The following is a 24459-nucleotide window of genomic DNA, read 5'->3' as shown; positions in this document are numbered from 1 at the left end:
ATTCTACTTCCCTTGATCCCGTAGTCGTTCAAATTCACTTCCTGTAGATTCGGACACTTGTTCAGGAGTTAAAGCACCGGATAGCAGTTCTTGTGCTGTATTTCCTAATACATCCCACATCCCACTTGGCAAATAAATTCGATCAAAATAAGGCTCTACTTGGACATCCGCGTACTTTTGATAATCGTCTGAGTAATAGACATCTGCTGTGGCATTGGTTAATCCGGCAGGTAGGGAGGTTCCTTCAGCTATCGCTTTAACTATATCTGGCTGTGCTAAGAATTCAATAAATTTGCGAGCCGCTTCAGGGTGTTCCGTATCTTTCCAGATTGCCATCGTATGACGTTCGCCTCCAATCCAACTTTGTTCCCCGCCTTCATGAATCGCAGGTACAGGAATAACTCCTAATTCTGCATCCGGGTTTAATTCCTTTACGGATTGAATCGGCGTTGTGGCCATAACAAACCCAATCTTATCTTGAGCAAGTAGTTGAGGTAGTTCATGAATTTGTGCGGTAAGCACGTCTTCATTTAATAGTTCTTTATTTTGCATTTCTTTTAGTTTTTTAGGTAAAAAAGTGTATTTCGACCAATCGAAGCTTCCTGTTTCTAATTCCTTACTGAAATTGTGTTCCGGATGTGTAATGAGTAAAGGAGTAGCGAATTCGTCAAGAAATTGCCCAAGCTGTGACTTTTCTGATCCTGCAAACCAAAGAGGAGTAACTTCTCCATTACTTTTTTCTTTTATTTTTTCAAGCGCATCCATGAATTGATCAAACGTTTCAGGAGGTTTAATACCATATTTATCCAAAACATGTTTATTGTAAGTTAAACCGTCTTTTGCTTGGTTGAGAGGATAGGCATAGACCTTTCCTTGATCATCGGTGAAAATAGATTCTAAGGCAGGATCTAAATCAGCTACCCAATCCATATCGGATAAGTCCATCACATATTCGCCATAACGTTGCTGTGCCCATCCGTGTGTGTCAAATAAATCAGGCATATCATTAGCTGCCATCTTCACTCGAAGCATGTCTTCATAATCACCACCAGGAAAATTATAATCAATCTGAATATCTGGGTTCGCTTCTTCGAATTTAGCTGCTGCATGTTCGATTGCTTGCTGATCTGATTCATTTGTGACAGTAGAAAATAACGATAAAGTGACCTTTCCGCTCTCTTTATTAGAACCGTCAGAGCACCCGATTAATACAATGATGCAAATGAGAAGTGTAAAGCTAATCTTTAAAAGCGCTTTCATAATATCAATCCTTCCGCTATTTTAATGGAAAACATCATTTAACTTACGTTGTCATCTTCGTGCTTTCACGTTGGATTAATGTTGTAGGTACTGTTACCTTTAATGGTAGATCACGCCCTTTTAGTCGTTCGACTAATAATTTCACACCGATTTTTCCCATCCATTCGGTTGGAACATGAATGGTAGAAAGAGGAGGGTTTGCAAATTGAGCCATTTCAATATCGTCAAAGCCAATAATTTTTATATCTTCTGGAACACGTAATCCGGATTCTCGTAGTGCACGTAATGCTCCAATCGCCATTGGATCACTTGCAATAAAGAAAGCATTTGGCAACCCGCCTTGTTCAATTGCTTGTTTCATAAGCCGATAACCTGTCGTCATTGTGAATTCCCCAATATGCACATGACGCTTGTCGTATTGCTTTATTTCACGCATACGTTGTTTGAATGTTAAATAGCGTTCGTCCTCATATGTGTGGGAAAGTTGATTATTCGTATATTCGGTTTGCCTCCCTCCGATAAACCCGATTGTATTGATATTACTCTCCAATAAATGATCCAATGCTAGATTCGTAGCTTTCTGAAAATCAATTACAACTGAATCATACGTATCTTCGTCTGGAGAGCAATCAATAAACGTGATACATTTCATTTTTCCTCGAATATACTGTATTAGTTCGGTATCTACTTTTCCAATTATGATCAAGCCATCCAAATTAGGATTTAATTGAGTAGTATTAAAATTATATTTTCGGTATATTTCCATGCTTTCAATTCCAAGTGCTTTACATTCCTGCTCAACTCCTTGCCGTATCGAAAGAAAATACGGATCATTTAATTCTTCTTCTTGCGATAAACATAAGAAAATACCAATTCGGTAGGGAGCTTGGCTATAAGTATGTTGTTTGCGAACACGGATCGTCTGATAGTTTAATTGTTTAGCTGCATCAACGATACGGTTTCTTGTATCCGCCGAGACAGATAGGGTATGATCATGATTTAATACACGGGAAACGGTAGCCTGTGATACGTTAGCTAAATTAGCGACATCTTTTATGGTTGCCATTGTCTTCACCTTTTCTTGTATTTAGTAAAAAATGAGGTGGTTGAATAAAAAAATAATGAAATAGAAGCGATGTAAATAGGATGATTTTTTACGAAAGTTTACTTGATTTGAGTTCATTTTATGTGTTCATGGGAGAAGATATAACTTAAAAAACTAATTATTTTACTAAAAAATCTCTCGCTGAACCTAAGCGAGAGATTTTGTTAATTACGTATAAGCTGGTAGCCAGCTGCCATGTGCTTCAATCAAGTCATCACAAAGAGAAACAATATCATCAATCGATAATTCAGCAGCGGTATGTGGATCTAAAAGTGCGGCCTGATAGATCTTTTCTTTCTTCTTCGTAAGAGCCGCTTCGATTGTTAATAATTGTGTATGGATATTTGTCCGGTTGAGTGCTGCGAGCTGCTCAGGAAGGTCGCCTACATGAGTTGGTGTAACCCCGGATGCGTCGACCAGGCATGGAACTTCCACTACAGCTTTTTCTGGTAAATTACGAATGAGGCCGCCAGTATTTAGGACATTACCGCCAATTTTAAATGGCTGATTCGTTTCCATTGCCTCGATAATATACGAACCATATTCCATGGTACGTTCATGATGTAAATGTTTATTATGAACAAGATCTTCTCGCATCTGTTTCCATCCTTCTATTTGATTCACACAACGACGAGGATACTCATCTAACGGAATATTATATTGTTCTATCAGTTCTGGATAGTTCTTTTTAATAAAGTATGGATGATATTCTGCATTATGCTCGGAAGACTCCGTAACATAATAGCCGAAGCGTTGCATTAATTCAAAACGGACCATATCATCATGTTTTTCAGATTGCTTTTGGCGGGCACGTTGTTTGATTTCTGGATAAAGGTCTTTGCCATTTCTTGTAATCTCCAAAAGCCAAGCCATATGATTAATTCCAGCAATCTTCCATTGAATATTATCGAAGGGCATATCTAATGATTCTAATAAATGGCTTGCACAGACTTGCACGCTATGACATAAGCCGACTGTCTTAATTCCTTCTTGGAGCAAAACATTGGTTAATACAGCCATTGGATTCGTGTAATTAAGAAACCATGCATCTGGACAAACTTCTTTCATGTCTTTAGCAAATGCTTGTATAACTGGTATGGTACGGAGGTTACGAAAGATTCCTCCAATTCCGATCGTGTCTGCGATTGTTTGGCGAAGTCCATACTTCTTTGGCATCTCAAAGTCGGTAATTGTACACGGATCATAACCGCCTACTTGAATAGCATTAATTACATAGGTTGCATTTCGCAGAGCTTCTTTTCGGTCATGATAGGTAATAATAGTTACATTGGATTGTAGGTTCTTTTTCATTGTATTTAACAATAACTCTGAATCTCGTAAACGTTCATGATCGACATCATACAATGCGAACTCAAACGATTGCAACGCATCGACAGTCATGCAGTCGCCTAGTAAATTTTTAGCAAACACCGTACTGCCTGCACCTAAAAAGGTAATCTTAGACATCAACATTCCCCCCTGATAAATAATTGCCTTCTTGAACTACATGTTATGCGAAGAAATGTAGCTTTACAATCGTAAAAAAAATAAAATGAGGTAAATTATTGCTTGTATTTAATCGATAAAAAAATGATCAACAGGCATATAGGATTGGTTTTTTCGATATTCACTAGGAGGGACATTGATCATGTTTTTAAAAACTTTACTAAAATAATTACCACTACGAAAGCCAACCGCTGTTGCAATTTCTGCAATGGTTAGATCACTATTCTTTAGTAAAAAGATGGATTGATGTATTCGTAATTTTGCAAGGTATTTCATCGGCGTCTCTTTTACTGTGTGATGGAAGAGTCTTGTAAAATGATACTTTGATAAACCAGTAACAGCAACAATATCATCCAAGACAAGATTTTCCGCAAACTTGCTTTGCATAAAGGAGATGGCTTTATAAATCGTGAGGGGGAACGGGCTTTGACTCTGCTCTTCATATTCTACGTATTGCAGATAATCCATTAGAAAGCTGTAGGCGTATTGCGATGCTTTATATGCTTGTTCAATTCCTGAAGTCGCAATTTCCTCTAATAAATGAAAGATGCGCTTAATAGGTTTCGCATGAAGGGGAAACGTAAATAGATGTCCATGTTTCGTGGTGATCTGTTCAAAGAAGCGGGTTACTTCATTTCCAAATAACGTAATAAAGATAAATTCCCAGCTAGAAGATTGATCAGGTAAATAATAACAGTGATCACTCGGGATCTGCACAAGAAATGCGTGTCCTTTTGATAAATCATACGTCTGCTCTCCAATTCGGATAGCACCTTGTCCATGTAATGTATATTGAAATACCCATCTTCCTTCTTCACTCCGTTCTAAGCCATTCCATTGATAAGAAGGGCACGTTCTTGTTTCTTTTCCAATGGAGTGAAGGCCGGCAATCCGCATTTGCAGATCGCCTTTGAATTTAAAACCAAAACTATTCGTTGAAGAAGTCATTTCGTATGCCACCTTATTTTATAATTAGTAGTAATGATTATTCTCTTGCATTGATCTCATACGCAGTACGAATACCAGACTCAATTGCTCCTTCTATCCAGCCGTGAAAGGAAGAAGTATGCTCTCCAGCGAAGTGTAATCGTCCCTCAGGTTGGCGAATAACCTCTGAAAATTCTTTTCCTTGTCCAGGGGTAAATAACGTAAATGCCCCTGCTGAGTATGGATTTAGGCTCCAATTATAGGATACAGCCTGAATATATTCTTGGAAGACGATATTGCCGTAGATTTTTGCTATGTCTTTTAACAATGCTCGAGCTAACTGCTGTGGTGGTAAACTCGCCCAGAGAATTGCATCTTCGCCCCAACTGTAGCTAGCTAACAAAATCGCTGGTCCTGGCTCACCTATTCCATGGCTTGGGATATAAGAAAAACGCGTAGGGATATCTGAAATAGCATTCCCGAGATGAAGTTTTTCCCAGAATCGGTGTTTAAATTCAATTCCAATTTTAACCGAGGGTACATTGATCAGTTCCCGAATAATTTGCCATTTTTCAAAGGAAATGGAGTTATAAGGAATAACATCGATAAACTGAAAAACAGGAAAGGGAATGGTGACAATCGTATAATCTCCATCAACCCATGTTGTTTTATGAGTTAGCGGATTCCACGACTGAACTCGTACGCCATGATTATGTTGATAGATTCGCTCTACTTTTTGATTGACGTACGTATGTGGTTGAAGCTGATTTAGAAAGGCATATGGAAGTCGATCATTACCACCATCTATTTCCAGAAACTCAACGGATTCACCAAATATAGGATACGTAATATCTGTCAGAATATCGACAAAGGAAGCTTGAGGAAAACCTTCGATTCCTAGCATAACACCAATGCTGCGAATGGCGGGTATAGATAGTGGTCGACCAATAGGATTATATTGTAGAAATTCGCCCATCGAGTATTCACTAAATTCCTCTTCTAGCCGTGCTTGTTCTTCAGGTGAACTATTATTATATAAGTCAAGAAATGGCTGTGTTGCCTCTAAAAATAACGCTGTTGCTGTTTTTCCCTTTTCATTTTCATTCACCGGAAATTGTAAAATATCAGGGTTTTCTTCATATACTGCTCTTGTTGTTAATACATTATTGACATAAATTATATCTTCGGGAGTCGTATTTAGAAAATGATTGACTGGTAGATGGAATCGTTTCATGTATTCAAGGACCAACGCATGATTATCCGGAATCCGCATTGCCCCCACATCTAAATAATTTCCTGCTGAAAAAGGTTCTCTCAGCGTATAAACCCTTCCACCAATGCGATCATTACCTTCCAGGATGGTTACTTGGTGTCCCGCTTGTTTTAATAAGGAAGCAGCAACAAGGCCCGCCATACCTGCACCAATAATAATTACACTCTTCGGATGTGAAGAAGTCGTTAATCCATTGCGAATAATGGATAGCATATCTTCTGGGTAACGGAGGGAAGCAAAATCAGAATTGTTCATGTCAGTAACCACCTTTCTTCCTTCCTATAACTATGTGAAAAGAAGGTGGGATATGTAAGGCTAAAGGAGAGCCCTCGGCTAAGTATGATGGATTCATACATTTTGCATGACGTAATTACCCTGTATCTTTAGTTATGTTTACTGTCTTGCTGTTAGGGAAAATGTTTCCTATAGAGGACTTCAGGAAAGGTGGAATGACGATGCATGTCAGAAGCATAATGATGGGAATCCTGGTTGTTAGCATCACCCTAGCTGGATGTAACACAAATCTTGAAGCAGCAGATGATGATCCGAATGCAACTACGAATGAAACAAATGAAGCTGCTAATGACAAGCAACCCAATGAAGCAGCTGGTACTAGCTCGGAATCCAATGTGGAACAATCACATAATGATGACAACTCTGCAGCCAATGAATCAAGTAGGAATAACGATGATAATTCAAGCAAACAACGTTCCATTCCGGATGAACTAGAAAAGCATACATTTAATACTTCGGAAGAAGCAGCTAATTACATGGAAGGCTATCGTAACATAAAACAAACAAACATTGACCTAGGTTTTGGTATTGAAGGATCTAGAGATGCAGGTGCAGGTCACCAGTATATCTCTTGGAATGAAGGCCGCTGGTTTATTGGATTGGATTATCCTACTGATACCCAATATGTAACAGAAAAATATCCTAATAATACAGCGCTTGCAAAACAAATGGTTAGCTATTTAGAAAGTCACTATTTACCTGCTCCTCAAGATAAAGGAGTCATAAAAGTTCGTGGTTTTAAAGATTCTCCTCAAGTGAAAATACAATGGCAGGTAGATAAAGTCGTCTATGAAATTAATTCAGATAAGAATAACCCAATAGAAGCCATTCAAAAAGCAATTGATGCTGGCAAATCACTTTAAGTCATTTGTAAGAGATGAAGGCAGAACGTAGTAATGGCATGTTCATTTACAGGAAGCTAAGTGAACATGCCTTTTTTAATTTCCAAGGGAAAATAGGAGGCCGCCTGTACAAGTTAGCCAACCATCACAGGTTGGATGAAAATTCCAGTATTATTATTTTTTTGTAGAGAAATTCTGATACAATATACTATTCAGATTAAGAAATTTATTATTATCAGGGGATTTTTTAGGGAGGTAAAAGATTAAGAGGTTATTGCTACTTACCGACGTTATGTTTGTATTGTCCCAATCGTTAACCTGCATAATGTTATTCAAGTATAGATAACATCAGATAAATTTATGTAAGTATCCGGTTTATAAAAATTTTTATAGGTTGGCATATTTGTCTTTTAATTGGAATGGTTCTTCTCAACCTAGATAGGGAGGCATAGGTAGCATTTTGAAATCTTATCATTTTCTGGTTATGGATTAATAACTGATTATATAAGTTCTTGCCACTTTGATGTTAGTGAGAGGATAGAAGAGATGAAGAAAAAACAAAAAGCATGTGGTTGGCTGTTTATAATTATTTTTGTTTTATATTATATGTATCAGCTTAAACCTTTTATTACGATACGTGGTAATTTACATATAGGGAGATTTTCTTTAATGGAGTTTGGAAGTTGGATTTTAACTGAAGGAGAAACAAATTTATGCCAGAACACAAAAATAATTTATTCCGTGATATGAATATAAGAGAAAAGACGGCAACAATTGTCGGAATTGGATCTCTTATTATTTTAGTTCTGAGCTTTGTAATAGGGCTTTATTTCTTTGGACTAGCAGGGATTTTTGAACTGCTTGGCGTTCAGTATAATTCAATTTGGTCTTTGGCTATTTTTGTTATAAGTTTTTTGATTCTAGGAATCATTGTTGAAATTTTTTTCAAAGTAATTTATAAGCTGTCGGTTCGTAATATAACGGGGAGAATCAAAGTGTTTTTCGTCCGAATTAGCGTTGCGGCCTTATCCAACTGGCTCGTTCTGTTTACAGTGGATGAATTTATGAAAAGTATGATACTCTCCATAAGATCAGAAATTATTATTGCGTTGTTGCTTGCGATACTAGAAGTTGTATTTGATGATGATAAATATAAAAGAAAAGAATGATTGGCTGATGCTTACAAATGAGAAAATGCTTATCATTAATGAAATGATAAATGTCTTGTCTCTTAAAATAGAGGAGAGTTAACACAATTTGATAAAAGGATGAGTAAAATGAAATTACCTTCTTTGAAGAAGGTAATGATTTTATCGTGGAGTTTAATACTATTAACATTTTCACTTTATGAATGTAAAACTACTGATATTGCTTCTTACGAAGACAATATCGAAAAGGCACAAGAAAAGGATATATCCCTATGCGGTTGGTGACAGCTTCGCTGGTATTACCCCAACTAAGGGTTGCAAATACGTTCATTTCTAATATTGCTTTTGTATGGATAAAATAAAAATGTGGGATGTGCAATTAATTGACAACGATCCTAAAGAGGGTTTATCAATTATGATATCAAGTTAACTTCTTTATCTCATCTTTATATCGTTATGATATTCTTTCATAGGTACTTACCTTTTTGACATTGCGAGGGAGAAAAATGCAAAAAACATTACTAATTGTAGAAGATGAAGACATTTTACGTGAAATAGTGAAAGATTATTTATTGAATGAAGGATATGAAGTATTAGAAGCAGTAGATGGAAATGAAGCTTTGGCTATATTTGAAGAACGTGAAGTACATTTAATAATTTTAGATATTATGCTGCCAGAGTTAGATGGATGGTCTGTTTGTAGACGAATTCGCAAATCATCGAATGTGCCTATTATTATATTGACAGCTCGTGTGGATGAAGACGATACGTTACTTGGTTTTGAATTAGGGGCTGATGATTATGTTACAAAACCTTACAGTCCACCAATTTTATTGGCGAGAGTGAAACGATTAATGGAAAGTCGATATGCTTATACAGGAGAGTTATCTAATGAAGATATCTTAACTAGAAATGGTATCCATGTCCATTTCCCTTCACGTACCGTGACAGTAGATGAAGAAAAGATAGGTTTAACACACACAGAATATGAAATATTAACATATTTAATGCAAAATCCAGGGATTATTATTACGAGAGAACAGCTAATCACTAAAATTTGGGGGTATGAATTTGCTGGTGATGATCGTACAGTCAATAGTCATATTCGTAATTTACGTCATAAATTAGGAAATAAAGCAAATAGTATTGTAACTGTTATTCGAGCTGGTTATAAATTTGAGGGTAAGGCATGAAAATAGGAATTGTATCAAAATTATTTATACTTACAACATTATTATGTATGCTCATTTTAACGACAATTTTTATTGGACAAACTATATTTTTTAAGCAATATTATGCAAACCAAAAGGTAAATGATATTGAAACAAGTATTCAATCTTTTAAAAAAGAGTACATAAAGGCAGGAGGAGATGTACAGAAAATTCAAAAGCTAGAGCAGGATTTCTACCAAGAAAATACGACGTGGATTACAACATTAGATAGTGTAGGAAATATAAAATATGCAAATGATTTTTCTGTAAAAGTTCAATTAGATCCTTCTCGAAATAAGGATTTCTCCAATCGTGTCATTAACATCCCATTGTATAGCTTCATTGGATTAGAAGATTTGCAAAGGGTAAGGTTTGAATTAGAACAGGGAAATCGTATTATGATTGATGGAGTAAAAAAAGATGATAAAGTGGTTCCTGCTATATTAACGGTCGAAAATAGGAATGTTGCATTGGATAATGGGCAACTATCAGAAAAGTTATATGGCAAAAAAGATGCACCAGAGCCTATTCCAAAGGGTAGCTCGCAGATATTCTTAAAGGGAGTCATTAAGAAATTACAATTACCAGTAGGGACCTTCGGTTCGAACATTTATACGAATCGTGTGTTTATAGATAGAGTAAAACAATTTCAAGTAAACCTACTATTAAATAAAAATCAAACTAGCGATGCTGAAACATTGGACTATGAGGAAAATAATATTAATTACAAAATATTTATTAGACCCATAAAAGATACTACAGGTAAAACTATTTATATTTTTGCTATGACATCATTACAACCAGTTGATGAGGCTGTACAAATGTTAGAAGGTTATTACCCATACTTAGTTATATTTGTACTACTTCTTATTGTTCTGGCATCATTTTATTATTCAAAAAAGATTGCGAAACCGTTGTTACAAATAAACGATACTACAAACAAGATGGCAAATCTGGACTTTTCAGAGACAATACCCATTACCTCTAAAGATGAAATTGGTACTCTATCACACAATATTAATACTCTCTCTACTACTTTGCATTCGTATATTAATCAATTGCAACAAGATATAGAGAAAGAAAAACAATTAGAAAATACACGTAAAGAATTTATTTCTAGTGTTTCACATGAATTAAAGACACCTTTAAGTATTATGAAGAGTTGCATCTCCATTTTGGAAGATGGTGTTGCTAGTAATAAAAAAGATTATTATTTTAAAGCAATGGCTAATGAAGTAGATAAAATGGATATGCTCATTGTTGATATGCTCGAATTAGCAAAATTTGAATCTGGTACGTATAAAATGAAAATGGATGTCTTCTATATTGACCAAGTCATTGAGTATATATGCGAGCAATTAGATTTAGACATAGCGAACAAGCAATTACATGTTCATAAACAACTTTCTAAGATTATGGTGGTTGCCAATCAACATCGAATAGAGCAAGTGATTACGAACTTTATTACCAATGCGATTCGCTACACGCCAGAAAATAAAAGCATTATTATTTCCGCGATAGAAGAGCCGGAGCGTGTAAAAGTAAGTGTGGAAAATAAAGGCGCTCATATTGCGCAGGAACATTTAGAGAAAATATGGGATCGTTTTTATCGCGGAGATACGTCTCGCAGGCGTTCGAATGGTGGAACAGGATTAGGGCTTGCTATTTCAAAAAATGTTTTAGAGCTGCATGAGTCGCAATATGGTGTATCGAATACTGAAGATGGAGTGCAGTTTTTCTTCTATTTAAACAAAAAAGGATAGATATTTTATTTAGTAACCTATTCAATTTGCCAAACTTAAGGGATAATATTGAGTTTTTAATTTATTTGAGCCATCCGATCAATAGGCCTTTACCAAAGGTATCGAACGGATGGCTTTTTTTCACAGACAAGCTCATAGACCATATTCATTCTAGTCAAAACACCATTAAAAAATTTAATTAATCCTAATAGAAGCCTAAATTACTGTGAAATCCGTAAGTCAAATAGCCGTTATATCGCGGGTATTTGACTTACGGATTTTTTATGCCAGGTTATAGAATACACTCACATTTCTGAGGGCTAGCCTCATTTTTAATTCTTTAAATGATATTGATATTATCTTCACCTAATCTTTATCTGCCTCTATTAATCTTTAAACAGTACAAAGATGCTTTGAAAAAGAAGGGATAAAAAAAATGGCGTTAAAGCGGAAAAGTCAGTGGATAAAGAGGTTAAAAAGGAAAAAAATCATAAGTTTGGGACTCCTATTAGTAACTATTTTCCTATCATTCTTTCTAATAAGTACAGTTACTTCTCCTTCTCCAGTGAAAGAGGTAGAAAAATTTGTGAAAAATGATGCAGCAAAAAGGAAAACAGGGAAATTAGAATCACTGCCAACCAATTCAAAAAGGGCTGACGGGAAAGTCGTTTACTTAACATTTGATGACGGCCCATCTTCTGCAACAGACGATATCCTTGAAACCTTAAAAAAACATGATGCTAAAGCGACGTTTTTTATGCTTTCACCTCATATGAAGGAGCGTCCTAATGTAGTAAAACAAGTGGTTAAGGAGGGGCATGGCGTTGGGATACATGGTGTAACACATGATGTCAATCGATTTTACCTTTCTAAACAAACGGCTCTCAGTGAAATGAATGAAGCCCAAAAAGCACTCGAAAGTATTACTGGAATTCATTCCGTACTTATTCGAACTCCGTACGGAAGTGTACCGTATTTAACCAAACCGTTCAGAGAAGCTCTGAATGCACAAGGCTACGAATTGTGGGATTGGAATATCGACAGCAATGACTGGGACCTGCCAGAGGGGGAATATGTGGAAAACCTTATTGAACAAATTCAATCATTGGAAGGAAATGACGCCACACCAGTTGTGTTGTTGCATGATCAATCCAAAACAGCGAAATATTTACCGGAGCTATTGAGCTATTTAACAAAACAGGGGTTTCTAATGAAGAAAATTGAAGCTTCTGTTGAACCGGTACAATTCAATTGCTATGACCGTTGCCATCGTCTTGATGCTTCATAGCACTCCAGAACTATATTAAAAAGAAAGAAGGCAGAAACATGAAAAAAAATATGTTATTTATTACATTGTTCTTATTTTCAACTTTAATATTATCGGCTTGCACTAGCAATCCCGACAACAATAACGTTAAGCATAATAACAGTAAAAACAGTAATACAGCTTTTAAGGTTGTCATTGATGCGGGACATGGCGGTAAAGATGTCGGGGCGTCAGGCGAAAGTGGCCAGTATGAAAAGGATTTTACTTTGAGTGTGTCAAAAAAGGTGGAAAAGCTATTGGGACAGGATCCTGCAATAGAAGTTTTTATGACGAGAACGGACGATAGCTTTCTATCACAAGAAAGCCGATACAGGCCCAAATATGCAAATGATATAGATGCAGATTTATTTATATCTATACACGGGAATACTTTTTCTGATCCCAATGTTTCGGGTACGGAAACATTTTATTATCACAACAATTCCCGCCTTTTTGCTGAAACCTTACAGAAACATGTGGTTGAAGCAACTGGATTTAGGGATAGAGGGATAAAGAAGCAAGATCTATTTGTTGTAAAGGATACGAAAATGCCGGCGGCTTTGATAGAAGTAGGTTATCTGACGAATCTTGATGATGAGTCTAAAATGTGGAAAGACGATTTTCAAAATCGAGTTGCCACTTCAATTGTTGAAGGGATAAAAGAATACCAAGAGAAATCAGAAAAACAGGGAAATTGGATCTTTTAAAGGGTAAAAATCTTTCTCATAACTTCTTATTCTAATCGGCTTTCCCGCAATTTTTTAGTGCGTACAGATTGTGCTGGTTAAAGCTTCTCTCTAGAAAATTTAACATACCCCCATCCAAGTAGGACGGGGGTATGCATGTTAAAGTATTTAACTTAAATGTAGCTTTGAAATAATGTTTGATCAAACATACCTCGCAAACCCACGTTTTACGTAAAATTAAAAGAATCCGTTTTGAAAAAAGATTAATCAAAACGAATTCATTTATTGTGAAGAACTATGCATTTTTCATAAAAAAGTTTGATCATTTTCTATTTGTGTTGTTCCACTATCAGCCTTTAATGGAATCTAAAACATAGTTTGAATTCTAAAATCACTTATTTCTATTAATCTATCCTATAATTTAATACAATTCTTCACAATTGTCTTTAATTGTAGTATATGTTTTTAGAATAGTGGACAACAAAAAATATAAAGCTACTTTTCATTTATCCGTTCGTACTAAGTGCCAACAAGCGTTTTAGGTTGTCATCAATAAATTTATTATCGACACTGTTAATTCCGCGTCCGGCAAAATGGCCCCAGATCGACTCGATAGGATTAAAAATAGCATTAGGTATAAGCTTAGCCTCGTATTTGTTATCTTCAGCTGTACAGAATAGATCCGTGCTCCCTGGCATGACACAGGCTAGCGCTTTAATGCTTTTGAGCGTCTCATCGAAATCTCCGTTATATGCGGGGTTTGCACTAAGATCTGCATGTTGGCCTGTCCATAACATGGCCAGAACATTGTGCGGATCCATCCTCATAAAGCTATCTTCCCAGACGCCAACTACAAAATCTGGCAATGAGTCAAATCCCAGCTCACGATAAAGTTCCTCTTTGTAAAAGGCCTGCGATACGCCCCATCCCGCATATACGCGGCCAACGGCGCGCATGTCTGCTGAAGTCAACTGGTTTAGTTTACTTGAATCGAAGCCAACTGCAGCCATGAGCGCAGCTTTCATTCCGTCTAGGACCACATACGTTTGCGGCCAAGTCTTTGCACCTCCGCAGAAAGGTGCTATTCGTTCCACTATGTCGGGATAACTTGCCCCCCATTGGAATGATTGAACGCCTCCCATTGACCATCCAACTACGAGAGCAATCTTTTGAATGCCGAATTTTTCGGTCATCAGCCGATGTTGTAATTTGACGTTGTCATAGATCGTTACCTGAGGGAAATTAGCCCTGTCGAATGGGGGAGGCGTGTTACTAGGAGACGAAGATAATCCGTTCCCCAGCAGATTTGGAACGATAATGAAATATTTCTGCGGATCTAGTGCCATGCCGTTTCCAATCAACCATTCATTCTGAGCATGCTGGTCGCCAAAAGCAGTTGGATAGACGATGACATTATCTTTCTTTTCATTCAATTTTCCATAAGTTTTATAAGCAAGAAATGCGCTCGGTAACGTCACTCCTGATTGCAAGGTTACGTCACCCAAATCAAAAATCTCATAATCCATTGTATTGTCTCTCCCTTCAAAATGAAATCATACATTTAGAATGTATTTCTTGTACTTAGTATAAACCTATGGTACTCTCAAAAAAAGTGAATAAAATTAAAAACTGTATTCAATAATACTGAAAGTGGAATGGGGGTAGTATGATGGAATTACGCCAACTGAATACGTTTCGCACGGTTGCATCAACTTTAAACTTCAGTCGGGCTGCGGAAGCGCTGAACTACGTCCCCTCCAACGTCACGATGCAAATAAAAGCATTGGAGGATGAACTTGGTGTTCGTCTCTTTGACCGATTGGGCAAGCAGCTCGTTCTCACAACTGCGGGTAAGCGCTTTTTAACTCATGTCCAAAGTGTTCTAGACAAATTGGACGAAGCTCGCAGTGCCGTTCATGACAATGAAAATCTAAGTGGCACTCTGACGATAAGTGCCAACGAGGTTCTTTGCGCCTATCGGCTTCCAGTTGTCTTCCAGCTATTTCGTTCGCGCTATCCAGGGGTTCGTCTCATCTTCCGTTCTGTTCCAAATCAGGAACTCAAGCAAACGCTCTTTGAGGGAACCGCGGATGTCGTCTTTATGCTGGACGAAACCATTCTCTCAAGCGGACTTGCAGTGGAACCGTTAATGGAAGAAACTTTCCGCTTTTTCGTTGCTCCAGATCATCCCCTCGCGAAACGAACTGTACTACAGTTGGAAGATTTTCACGGAGAAGTGTTCCTGGTCAATGAAAAAGGTTGTACCTATCGAACTATGTTTGACCGGTCATTTGAGAAAAAGGGCATTGATGATATTACTTATTTAGAGTTTCAAAATGCCGAAGCCATTAAACAATGTGCAATTACGAGAATCGGCATTGCTTTTCTTCCAGAAATAACAGTGAAAGCCGAAGTTGAACGGGGGGAACTTGTTGCTCTTCCATGGCAGATTCCGGACTTGCACGTGTATACACATATGGCATGGCATAAAGACAAATGGCTTTCACCAATCATATTATCTTTCATAGAAGCAGCAAGGGAAGTTATAGCTATAGAGGAGGAGAATAAAACGGTTTAGTCCATTTATCGATATTTTCCTAAACTAGTAAGGCATCTTGGTGTGATAACTAAGGTGACTTACTTATGATCCTCTATAAATAATGAGCTATATTTTACAGTATTATTTAATAGAGGATTCTAACAGTCGTTTACTAAGGTTGCGTGAAGAGTCTTTAGATAATCATATCCAAAGGGGCAAAACGGTTTAACTTTTTTATAAACGGTACAACTTTATTTTAAATCTACATTAAACAACTTGATTGCAGTCTTGACATTTCCTTATTGGTTGGTGACAGCTTCACTGGTATTCCCCCATAAACTGGCCTAATAAAGATAGCAAACAACAAAAAAAGATAGACAGTAAAATTCGTAAATATATAGTTAAAAAGCAAGATGAAAATCTACTTCTCAATTTACGCCAATTAGCTTATTAAGCAATCGGGCGCGTTCATCGAATAATGCCTCCTTCTGTTATAGAGCCATATTGTTGCATGAAAATCTGTTCCGTTTAGAAACTAAATGGAATACTAATCATAAAATACATTAAAAAGTGAGGATATATAATGGTTGCAAAGACTAAAAAGGATTTTGATGGATTGAGAGTAATTGGTGAAATTTGTGGGGCAATTCGAGATGAATTAGTCCATAGTACGAAACCTGGAATTACCACAAAAGAACTCGATGAAATTGCGAGAGAGATGTTTGAAATAGCAGAAGCTCAATCTGCCCCAAAAGGAGAATACGATTTTCCTGGATATACGTGTATTAGCATAAATAATGAAGTAGCGCACGGGATTCCGAAGAGGAAACGGACCATTCGAGAAGGGGACATAGTAAATATTGATGTTTCAGGTTCAAAAAACGGGTATTTTGCAGATACTGGAATTTCCTTTGTAGTTGGGAAAGGAGAGGCAACTTTACAGAAAATATGTGACGTTGCTAAGGAAGCATTCGACGCCGGACTTAAGAAGGCAAAGCCAGGTTTGAAAAAAAGCGCGCTCGGAAAAGCTGTACACAACGTAGCGAAAAAGCATGGCTTTACAGTCATAAAAAACCTTACTGGACACGGTGTTGGGCGTTCGATTCATGAAGAACCAAAACATATTTTCAATTACTTCGCCCGTTGGGATGATGAAATTTTAAAAGATGGTATGGTAATTGCCTTTGAACCTTTTATCTCTACATTTGAAGAAGAAGTCTTCCAATCCGAAGATGGATGGACTTTCCTAACCAATGAAAGCGCTGTTGCTCAATACGAACATACGATTATTCTTACCAAGGAAGGACCAATTATTACTACATTGTAAAAGCGCTAATGCCACAAACGGGCGCAGTTATGGAACAAGGCTATACTTCAAAATGGGTCAGATTGAGAAATACTTGTATGCATAGGGGGGAATAAATGTTCAATGGAAAATTAGCAAGTGCTGAAGCTGTAAAGTGTTATGATGATGTACTCAAAAGTATAAATGATTTGAATGAAGATAACGCAAAGGCACTTTTGAAACAAGTTTATGCTAGATTGGATATCGTTCAAAATGGAAATGGTGAATATAAAAGTGAACAATGCGTTACGGATTTAATATCAAGTTTTACAGAACTTGTTAGGTTTGCAAACAATAAGGAAGAGAATTAGGGTTGCTTTTTATCAAGGTTACGCCGCTATAGGGGCGCATTTCCGGAGTAAGAATTTGCTCTATTTTGGTATAGGATTCCAATGTTTAACAAGCTATTGAAATATTTTATTTCTTACTGGGGGTAAAAATGATTGTATTGATGTTTGTCATTGGGTTGTTTATTGTGTTAGGAATTTTACTGATCAATGGCAAAGGCTCTTCCTTAATCGCAGGCTATAATACAATGCCTCCGGAAGAAAAGGAAAAATATGATACAGTTGCCCTGTGCAAGTTTATGGGGAAGATGATGTTCACTTTGTCATTTAGTATGTTGTTTTGGGTACTTAGTGAAGCATATGAGATTGGCGCGTTATTCGCCTTTGGTCTTGTCTTATTTATTGGCATAATTGTATTTATGCTTATATACGTTAATACAGGAAATAGATTTAAGAAGTAATATAATTATCAATCATTTCGATGATGAATATTGGATTAATAAAAATGTTACAGTTCGACAAACGTGCGCAATTCTGGAGTAAGAATCTGCGCTTTATTTATGAATCAGTCCATTTAATGGAAAAACTACTTTTTGAACTGAGGTGTGTTATGGAGATTAGAAAAGCTAATTCAAACGACGCTTTAGGTGTTGCAAAGGTACAGGTGAATAGTTGGAAAACTACATATAACAATATTGTTCCAGATGAGTATTTGGAACAGATGACTTATGAAAACAGAGAAAAAAAGTGGAAAGATATTATACCTAAGCAGGATGTATTTGTTGCGGAAAATAATAAAGGTGAAATAGTTGGTTTCTCCAATGCTGGAGAGGAAAGAACGGGTAAATACCCTGATTATAAGGGGGAATTATATGCAATTTATATCCTTAAAGAACATCAAGGAAAAGGGATAGGCAAATTATTGCTTAATCCTGTCGTTGAAAGCTTAAAAGACAAAAACATTTTTTCAATGGCAGTATCAGTATTGGAAGAAAATAAATCAAGGCTATTTTATGAGCATCTTGGAGCAAAGGAAATAGATAGCGTAAGGATTGAAGTATTAGGAAAAGGGTTAAACGAACTTGTATATGGTTGGGACGATATTAAGACTATATTTTAGTCTTTTTATCAAATTAATGGGCGTAGTTGCGTAATAGATTTGTCTGTCAGTTGGACCAGATTGTTGCATGTTGGTAAATTTGATTGCAGAAAAGATGGGGGAAGAAAAATGAATCAAGCCAACTTACCAAGTGTTAAATTAAGGGATTTAACGTTGAATGACGTTGAAGACCGTTATCAATGGTGTCTGGATAAAGAAGTAACAAAGCATTTAAATATGCCGAAGAAATATCCACCCTTCAGTAGAGAGGAAACTCAAAATTGGATCCAAAAGTGTATTAACAAAACAAACGGATACGAACAAAAAGCCATCATTACCGATGATGGGAAACATATAGGATGGATAGACTTAAAAAACATTGATAGGTTAAACAAACATGCTGAATTAGGGATAGCTATCGGGGATAAAAACTATTGGGGCAAAGGATATGGTCTATCTGCAATGAATGAAATGCTGCTAAGGGGATTCAATCAGTTAGAACTAAATAAAATCTGGCTTAGAGTGGAAGTAGATAATGAAAAGGCAATTAAGTCCTATAAGAGAATGGGGTACGTTGAAGAAGGTATATTAAGTCAAGACCGTTTAAGAAATGGTGAGTTTGTTGATCGACTAAGGATGAATATATTAAAAAATGAGTTCCTCAATTAATACCAGCTAATATAAGTCAATACTTTTTAAGTAATCATACTAGATTAAAGATGGTATAATAAAAATGTGCATCACAAAGAAGCTTCAATATTTATAATTGAATTTTTTGTAAGTTGTGTAATTATTTGTATGGGTTTATGCGGTATATATTTGCTTATGCTTTAATATGGCATAAATCCAATGCAATAGCTTGTTGGCGCAAGCTATGATGGCTACTTTGTGAGGCTTGCCCTCACTTCTTTTTTTGTCATAATACTCTCGAATTTTCACATTCCGGTTATTGGTTAGTCCACACTGAACAGCTGAATAGATGGTCTGACGTAGCTTCGTAGATCCTCTTTTGGTTATCCGGTTTATCGTAGCTGTAAACTTACCTGATTGGTATACCCTTGGATCAAGTCCTGCATAGGCTACTAGTTTCTTAGGGTGACTAAATTGTGTGACATCCCCTATTTCTGAAATCAGAGTGGCTGCAATTTTAGTACCTACTCCGGGGATGGATGTAAGAATCTCATACACCTCAAATTGTTTCGCTAACGTCTCAATCTCCTGCTCAAGTACGTTCAGAAACTCTCGTTGTTGAAGAATCATTTGAATATACATTTTTAGTGTAACCAAGTGGCTTTGATACAGCGTTTTCTTAAAGGGGTTTCGTTCTGCTGCTTCTTTTAACTTCAAAGCCTTTTCATAAAACCAATCATACGACCTCTTTCCTCCTAGTCCATGCATCTCCTTAGCTAATTCATCCGTTGGAACCTTTAATACTTCATGAGAAGTAGGATAGAGGAGTAACGTTTTTAAGGAAAGAGGTGCGTATAAATTACTATAAACTCCTTTATATTCAGGGAATACTTGATCCAATATCGTTTGGAACTGAAGTTTCAGTTGTACATAGTTACGTGTTAAAGAATCGTGTTGTCTACATAAATTTCTCAAATTCATCGTTTGAACACATTTTCGATGATAGGCTACTAAGTCCTCTTTGTAATACATTTCACACAGGTGTTTCGCATCGGCTGGGTCTGACTTTACTTTTCGAAGACTACTTTTTTTCGTTTCGTAAGAAACTACAGGATTCACTAAGTAGTAAGTAATCTTTCTTTCCTCAAGGTACTGTAAAATAGGTTCATGATAGTGTCCTGTCGACTCAAACACAACAACCGGTTTAGATTCAGCTTGGAACTCCACTTCTTTGTAAAATATAAAAAAATCACTCATACCATTGGTATCATGCTTAAACTTAAAGGTCTTCCCGAAAGGCTGCTTTCTTGCCAGGAAAGCTTGAACTTGGCTTTCTCCTTTTGCAACATCCAGGCCAATCACTGGATCCATAATTTATCACATCTCCTTTTAGTAGATTTGTCGGTAGCCCCTGTCTATCTTGTAGTGTCATAGCTTCGCTTGTTATGCGGGGTCAGTGCCCCAACCAGCCTCAAACATGTTTCTACAAGTAGGGGGTGGACAGTATTACGGACGGGATCAAGTCCCACGGGCGCTTACGTCCTACCCCGACTACCTAAAGAATAACCTATAAAACATAAGGTCAACCAGAAAAATATCATATTTCCGGTTGACCTTATAATACGAACGGGCGCTTTAACGGAATAAAAAAGCGTTCAAATTTCATTATCGGGCCATTATCTGGAATAACTTATTGTGGAGCGATGCCTTTAAAGAAAATTAGATTTGTAGGTTAAAGGTTGTGAAAATTTTGTATTTAAAGTAACGGGTAAAAGAATTGAACAAGGAATTTTAATTCTAAACAGAGAATGTTAAATGTTTTCCAGACGAAAGGGGATATTTATATGACCAAATGGTTAGGGTCTGCAGGAGTTTGTGTTATAGAAAAAAAGTACTGATGGTACTTCAGGGAACAACGGATGAACCAAAGCGTTGATCTGTTCCTTCTGGTAGCTTAGAAGAGGGTGAAACTTTTGAAGAATGTTGTGTTAGAGAAATAAGGGAAGAAACAGGTTATGATGTTGAAATACTTCGACCTATTTTTAAAAAGGAAAGTCAATACGGAGAAGCTAAATATTTTGAAGGGAAGATTATTGGTGGAAAAGCAAAAATTCAAGACCCTGATAATCTAATTTATGATATAGCTTGGAAATCAGCAGCAGAAATAGAGAACTAGATTTATCATTTCCAGAGGACAAAAATTTTTTAATCGATTACATTCAAAAAATATAATATTCAGCTAATGGGGGGCGATAGTAGGGACAATAAATCCCATAATATAGTTATTATTTTGAACAGGAAAGGAAGTTTATAGTAATGAAAGAAATAATGTTTGTTACCACTAATAAAGGGAAGATTGCTTCTGCTCAGAAAGACTTAAATAATATAAAAGTATTACCTATTGAAGCAGACTTGATTGAACCTAGAAGTGATGATATCAAAGAAATTGCTAAACATAAAGTTTTACAAGCGTATGAAATTGTAAAACAACCTTGCATAGCCCTAGATTCAGGTTTTTTTATATCCGAATTAAACGGATTTCCCAAAGCTTATGTAAATCATATGTTGGACACTATTGGAATAAAAGGAGTTCTAAAATTGATGAATAATGTTCAGAACCGATATAGTGAGTTTAGATCTTGCTTAACTTACTATGATGGAGAAATAATGGCATTCTTTGAAAGTAAATCTCCTGGTATCATATCAAATGAAATTAAAGGAATTGAAAATGACAAAAAATGGTCAGATCTTTGGTATATTTTCATTCCAGAGAACTTTGGTAAAACATTAGCTGAATTTAATGAAGAGGATTTTATGAATTATAAAAATGTAAAAGAAGACTCTTGTATGATTAAATTTAGAGAATGGTATAACGATACCTTTTAATTAATAGCTTTATTAAGTAAACGGGGCTTTTCAGGAATAAAAGTGCAGCCTACATACAGTAAAACACTCTTCCGCAAAAGTTTAACCAGAAATATCTGGTTAACCTTATATTACGAACGGGCGCAAATAAGGAATGAGCGCCCTTTCTTGCAGAAATAGGCAATTTTGCAAAACAAGGGGGGATTAAAATGCCTACTTGCGAGAATTGCAACAATAAATGGAGCTGGAAACAAACCATCAAAAAAACTGCTACATTGGACTCTGCAATAACCTGCCCTTATTGTGGAGAAAAACAATATCAAACACAAAAATCAAAAACAAAATGCGCTTTATTAACTCCTGTTATTCTACTACCTATGCTATTGAACTTTTTCTTTGAACCAGGAGTACATGTGCCAATTTTACTTGCTGTTCTCTTCCTGTTAGCTATGTCGCTTTTTCCGTTTTTAGTGGAGATAGGTAATAAGGAAGAGTACATTAACTTTTTCGATAAGTAAGGACAAGAAAGACGGGATTTCCGGAATCGGGCTATATTGTCGCGCATATAGTGGTCATTTATTTTCAGGAAACGTTGTAAAAAGTCTAAAATAATTGAGTGGGTGAATTTATGAGGGCTAGCCTTGTTAAAGCAACAGAAAATGATGCAGAATCTATTTTTGATATTCAAGTTAAGGCATTTACACCATTGTTAGGGTAGTACAGAGAATAAAAAGACCTAATGGTGGTTTTTTATAAGATATTAGTTGACGGTGAAATTGTAGGCGCTATCTGCATTTTTTGGAAAGAGGATGCATAGTTTTGGATTAGTCCAATGCTTATTTTACCTTCATATCAAGGCAAAGGAATAGGGACGTACGATAATGTAATTGGGATACGATGATGTAGCTGGTTCCAAGTATCATAAAGGAAATGATACAATTGCTTTATTAGTCGAGAAATAAGTCAAAAGGACAAAAGGTCATACGACAGTATTATTGTACTAAAACCATAGAAAAGGTGAGGCGGTTAAACCTCACCTTTTGTTGATTTTGGTTCAAAAGAGATCTTTTCATTTTTACCTGCAATTGTACCAAAAAAGGCAATACATAAGGAAGCTGTCATTAGAATAGCTAGCGGCACAGCCCAACCGTTTGTCCATTCCGCAATCGATCCAAGAAGAAATGGTCCAAGTGCTGCAATCATATATCCAATCGATTGTGCCATACTTGATAACTGTGAAGATTCCGAAACGGTGTTCGTACGGAGAACAAAGAACATCATTGCTAAGCTAAATGTTGTTCCAGCACCGATACCAGTTAATATGAGAAAAGCAATGATTACATCAGATGATGTGAGAGTAATTCCCAATAAGCCAAAGAAAAAGAGTAGACCAGAAATACATGCAATCAGGCGCTGACTTTGAAGTCTTGCAGCAATAATTGGTGCTATAAAAGTAGTCGGGATGAGCCCTAGTTGATAAATAGCAATGAGCCATCCAGCTTCACTCTCAGTAAATCCTTTTGTTAGTAAAATATCTGGTAGCCATGTAAATAAACTATACGGTATTAAAGATTGTAGTCCCATAAAGAATGTTACTGCCCATGCAATTTTTGATTTAAATATAGCTTTAGATGGTTGGCTTTTTACTTCCACAAACACTTTTTTATTCGATGAACGAATCGCTGGTAGTCGAAGCAATAACACAATTATCGAAAGAAAAGAAAGTAAACTCCAAATTTGCATTGCATTTCGCCAATCTAATGTAGCTATTGAAGCTATGGGTACGGAAACGCCGGAAGCGAGCGCACCAAAAATATTCATAGAGACGGAATAAAGTCCTGTCATCAACCCGATATGAAAGGGAAAACTGGATTTTATTAACCCTGGCATGAGGATATTACCAACCGCAATCGCCATCCCAAGCAAGAGTGTACCAAAAAGTAAGATGGAAATGCCACCTAGTGATCGAATAACGATACCTAAGGATAAAAATATCATGGCAATGAAAAGCGTTATCTCCATTCCAAATTTACTTGATAATTTTGGAACAAATGGTGAGAAAATTCCAAAAGCAAGTAATGGAAGTGTATTGACTAGACCGATCATGGAATTGGAAGCCGATAATTCCTCACGAAAAAAGGGAATGAGTGGTCCAACAGAAGTTATCGGGGAACGTAATGTTGCAGCAATAAGTAAGATAACTAAAATTAATAATATTGTATAATAACGTTGTTTTGTGTATGTTGAAAAGGTAAAGCGAGGCATATAGATACTCCTTTAACAATAAACTTAATTTTGATAATAAGAATATAATCATAACAAAAATCAAGGACTTGCGGAAGAAAAAGTTTATTTACAATTCGTGAGGATCATTTGTTGTGGAGATTGAGGAAG

General features: G+C 36.4%; 23 protein-coding genes and 1 pseudogene. 16 read left to right on the top strand and 8 right to left on the bottom strand.

Going from position 1 to position 24459, the window contains the following annotated elements:
* Window positions 1–3: 3 nt before the first annotated feature.
* From BN990_RS14005 to BN990_RS13985, 5 genes are all read right to left on the bottom strand, one after another.
* Window positions 4–1260: an ABC transporter substrate-binding protein gene (locus BN990_RS14005; RefSeq protein WP_038245612.1), complete on the bottom strand. Its 1257-nt coding sequence runs from the start codon at window positions 1258–1260 to the stop codon at window positions 4–6.
* Between the two features lie 43 nt (window positions 1261–1303).
* Window positions 1304–2326, bottom strand: coding sequence for a LacI family DNA-binding transcriptional regulator (locus BN990_RS14000; RefSeq protein WP_021292310.1), 1023 nt, complete (start codon window positions 2324–2326; stop codon window positions 1304–1306).
* 207 nt (window positions 2327–2533) lie between these two features.
* A complete protein-coding gene (gene melA / locus BN990_RS13995) occupies window positions 2534–3832 on the bottom strand; it encodes an alpha-glucosidase/alpha-galactosidase (protein ID WP_021292311.1) in 1299 nt (432 codons plus the stop codon).
* A 108-nt stretch (window positions 3833–3940) separates the two neighbouring features.
* Entirely contained in the window at window positions 3941–4819 is an 879-nt protein-coding gene (locus BN990_RS13990) for an AraC family transcriptional regulator (protein WP_021292312.1), read from the bottom strand.
* Window positions 4820–4856: 37 nt separating this feature from the next.
* Window positions 4857–6326 carry a flavin monoamine oxidase family protein gene (locus BN990_RS13985; RefSeq protein WP_038245611.1) on the bottom strand — a complete coding sequence of 490 codons (1470 nt, stop codon included), beginning with the start codon at window positions 6324–6326 and terminating at the stop codon, window positions 4857–4859.
* Window positions 6327–6526: 200 nt separating this feature from the next.
* Between BN990_RS13985 and BN990_RS21575 the strand changes: the two genes are divergently transcribed.
* The 6 genes from BN990_RS21575 to BN990_RS13950 all read left to right on the top strand — a co-directional run bounded on the left by BN990_RS21575 (window position 6527) and on the right by BN990_RS13950 (window position 13321).
* On the top strand, window positions 6527–7228 hold the full coding sequence (locus BN990_RS21575) for a hypothetical protein (RefSeq protein WP_051739208.1): 702 nt from the start codon (window positions 6527–6529) through the stop codon (window positions 7226–7228).
* Between the two features lie 692 nt (window positions 7229–7920).
* Complete coding sequence (locus BN990_RS13970) at window positions 7921–8376, top strand: YrvL family regulatory protein (protein WP_038245610.1); 456 nt, start codon at window positions 7921–7923, stop codon at window positions 8374–8376.
* Window positions 8377–8861: 485 nt separating this feature from the next.
* Window positions 8862–9548, top strand: coding sequence for a response regulator transcription factor (locus BN990_RS13965; protein WP_021292318.1), 687 nt, complete (start codon window positions 8862–8864; stop codon window positions 9546–9548).
* Window positions 9545–11329 carry a sensor histidine kinase gene (locus BN990_RS13960; protein WP_021292319.1) on the top strand — a complete coding sequence of 595 codons (1785 nt, stop codon included), beginning with the start codon at window positions 9545–9547 and terminating at the stop codon, window positions 11327–11329. The genes BN990_RS13965 and BN990_RS13960 overlap by 4 nt, the downstream gene beginning before the upstream one ends.
* Window positions 11330–11744: 415 nt before the next feature.
* Window positions 11745–12596 carry a polysaccharide deacetylase family protein gene (locus BN990_RS13955; RefSeq protein ID WP_051739205.1) on the top strand — a complete coding sequence of 284 codons (852 nt, stop codon included), beginning with the start codon at window positions 11745–11747 and terminating at the stop codon, window positions 12594–12596.
* Window positions 12597–12634: 38 nt separating this feature from the next.
* A complete protein-coding gene (locus BN990_RS13950; RefSeq protein ID WP_038245609.1) occupies window positions 12635–13321 on the top strand; it encodes an N-acetylmuramoyl-L-alanine amidase family protein in 687 nt (228 codons plus the stop codon).
* Window positions 13322–13806: 485 nt separating this feature from the next.
* Here BN990_RS13950 and BN990_RS13945 read toward each other — a convergent pair whose 3' ends face one another.
* Entirely contained in the window at window positions 13807–14826 is a 1020-nt protein-coding gene (locus BN990_RS13945; protein ID WP_038245608.1) for an alpha/beta fold hydrolase, read from the bottom strand.
* 143 nt (window positions 14827–14969) lie between these two features.
* Between BN990_RS13945 and BN990_RS13940 the strand changes: the two genes are divergently transcribed.
* The 6 genes from BN990_RS13940 to BN990_RS13915 all read left to right on the top strand — a co-directional run bounded on the left by BN990_RS13940 (window position 14970) and on the right by BN990_RS13915 (window position 19239).
* Window positions 14970–15878, top strand: a complete 909-nt coding sequence (locus BN990_RS13940; RefSeq protein WP_038245607.1) for a LysR family transcriptional regulator — start codon at window positions 14970–14972, stop codon at window positions 15876–15878.
* A 544-nt stretch (window positions 15879–16422) separates the two neighbouring features.
* Window positions 16423–17166 (top strand): type I methionyl aminopeptidase, encoded by a 744-nt coding sequence (gene map / locus BN990_RS13935; RefSeq protein ID WP_038245605.1) that lies wholly within the window; start codon window positions 16423–16425, stop codon window positions 17164–17166.
* A 95-nt stretch (window positions 17167–17261) separates the two neighbouring features.
* The gene (locus BN990_RS13930) at window positions 17262–17495 is read left to right on the top strand and encodes a hypothetical protein (protein ID WP_021292325.1); all 234 of its coding nucleotides are present in this window, start codon (window positions 17262–17264) and stop codon (window positions 17493–17495) included.
* 128 nt (window positions 17496–17623) lie between these two features.
* Entirely contained in the window at window positions 17624–17932 is a 309-nt protein-coding gene (locus tag BN990_RS13925; RefSeq protein ID WP_038245604.1) for a DUF3784 domain-containing protein, read from the top strand.
* Between the two features lie 20 nt (window positions 17933–17952).
* Complete coding sequence (locus BN990_RS13920; protein WP_337588258.1) at window positions 17953–18591, top strand: GNAT family N-acetyltransferase; 639 nt, start codon at window positions 17953–17955, stop codon at window positions 18589–18591.
* A 108-nt stretch (window positions 18592–18699) separates the two neighbouring features.
* Complete coding sequence (locus BN990_RS13915) at window positions 18700–19239, top strand: GNAT family N-acetyltransferase (RefSeq protein ID WP_038245603.1); 540 nt, start codon at window positions 18700–18702, stop codon at window positions 19237–19239.
* 135 nt (window positions 19240–19374) lie between these two features.
* Here BN990_RS13915 and BN990_RS13910 read toward each other — a convergent pair whose 3' ends face one another.
* Entirely contained in the window at window positions 19375–20571 is a 1197-nt protein-coding gene (locus BN990_RS13910) for an IS110 family RNA-guided transposase (RefSeq protein WP_038245602.1), read from the bottom strand.
* A 473-nt stretch (window positions 20572–21044) separates the two neighbouring features.
* Between BN990_RS13910 and BN990_RS22010 the strand changes: the two are divergent.
* The 4 genes and pseudogenes from BN990_RS22010 (at window position 21045) to BN990_RS23205 (ending at window position 22783) form a co-directional block, all read left to right on the top strand.
* Window positions 21045–21432, top strand: a pseudogene (locus BN990_RS22010) (NUDIX hydrolase).
* An 84-nt stretch (window positions 21433–21516) separates the two neighbouring features.
* A complete protein-coding gene (locus tag BN990_RS13905) occupies window positions 21517–22086 on the top strand; it encodes a non-canonical purine NTP pyrophosphatase (RefSeq protein WP_021292329.1) in 570 nt (189 codons plus the stop codon).
* 188 nt (window positions 22087–22274) lie between these two features.
* Window positions 22275–22583 (top strand): TIGR04104 family putative zinc finger protein, encoded by a 309-nt coding sequence (locus tag BN990_RS13900; protein WP_021292330.1) that lies wholly within the window; start codon window positions 22275–22277, stop codon window positions 22581–22583.
* Window positions 22584–22681: 98 nt separating this feature from the next.
* The gene (locus BN990_RS23205; RefSeq protein WP_162178605.1) at window positions 22682–22783 is read left to right on the top strand and encodes a glycogen/starch/alpha-glucan phosphorylase; all 102 of its coding nucleotides are present in this window, start codon (window positions 22682–22684) and stop codon (window positions 22781–22783) included.
* 308 nt (window positions 22784–23091) lie between these two features.
* Here the strand turns inward: BN990_RS23205 and BN990_RS13895 are convergent, their stop codons facing one another.
* A complete protein-coding gene (locus BN990_RS13895; RefSeq protein ID WP_038245601.1) occupies window positions 23092–24330 on the bottom strand; it encodes a CynX/NimT family MFS transporter in 1239 nt (412 codons plus the stop codon).
* Window positions 24331–24459 lie beyond the last annotated feature (129 nt).

Origin of the sequence: Virgibacillus salexigens (assembly GCF_000723585.1) — a bacterium.
Lineage (GTDB): Bacteria > Bacillota > Bacilli > Bacillales > Amphibacillaceae > Virgibacillus > Virgibacillus salexigens.
The sequence above is the reverse complement of the archived record's forward strand: the minus strand, read 5'-3'. Positions and strand labels throughout refer to the sequence as shown.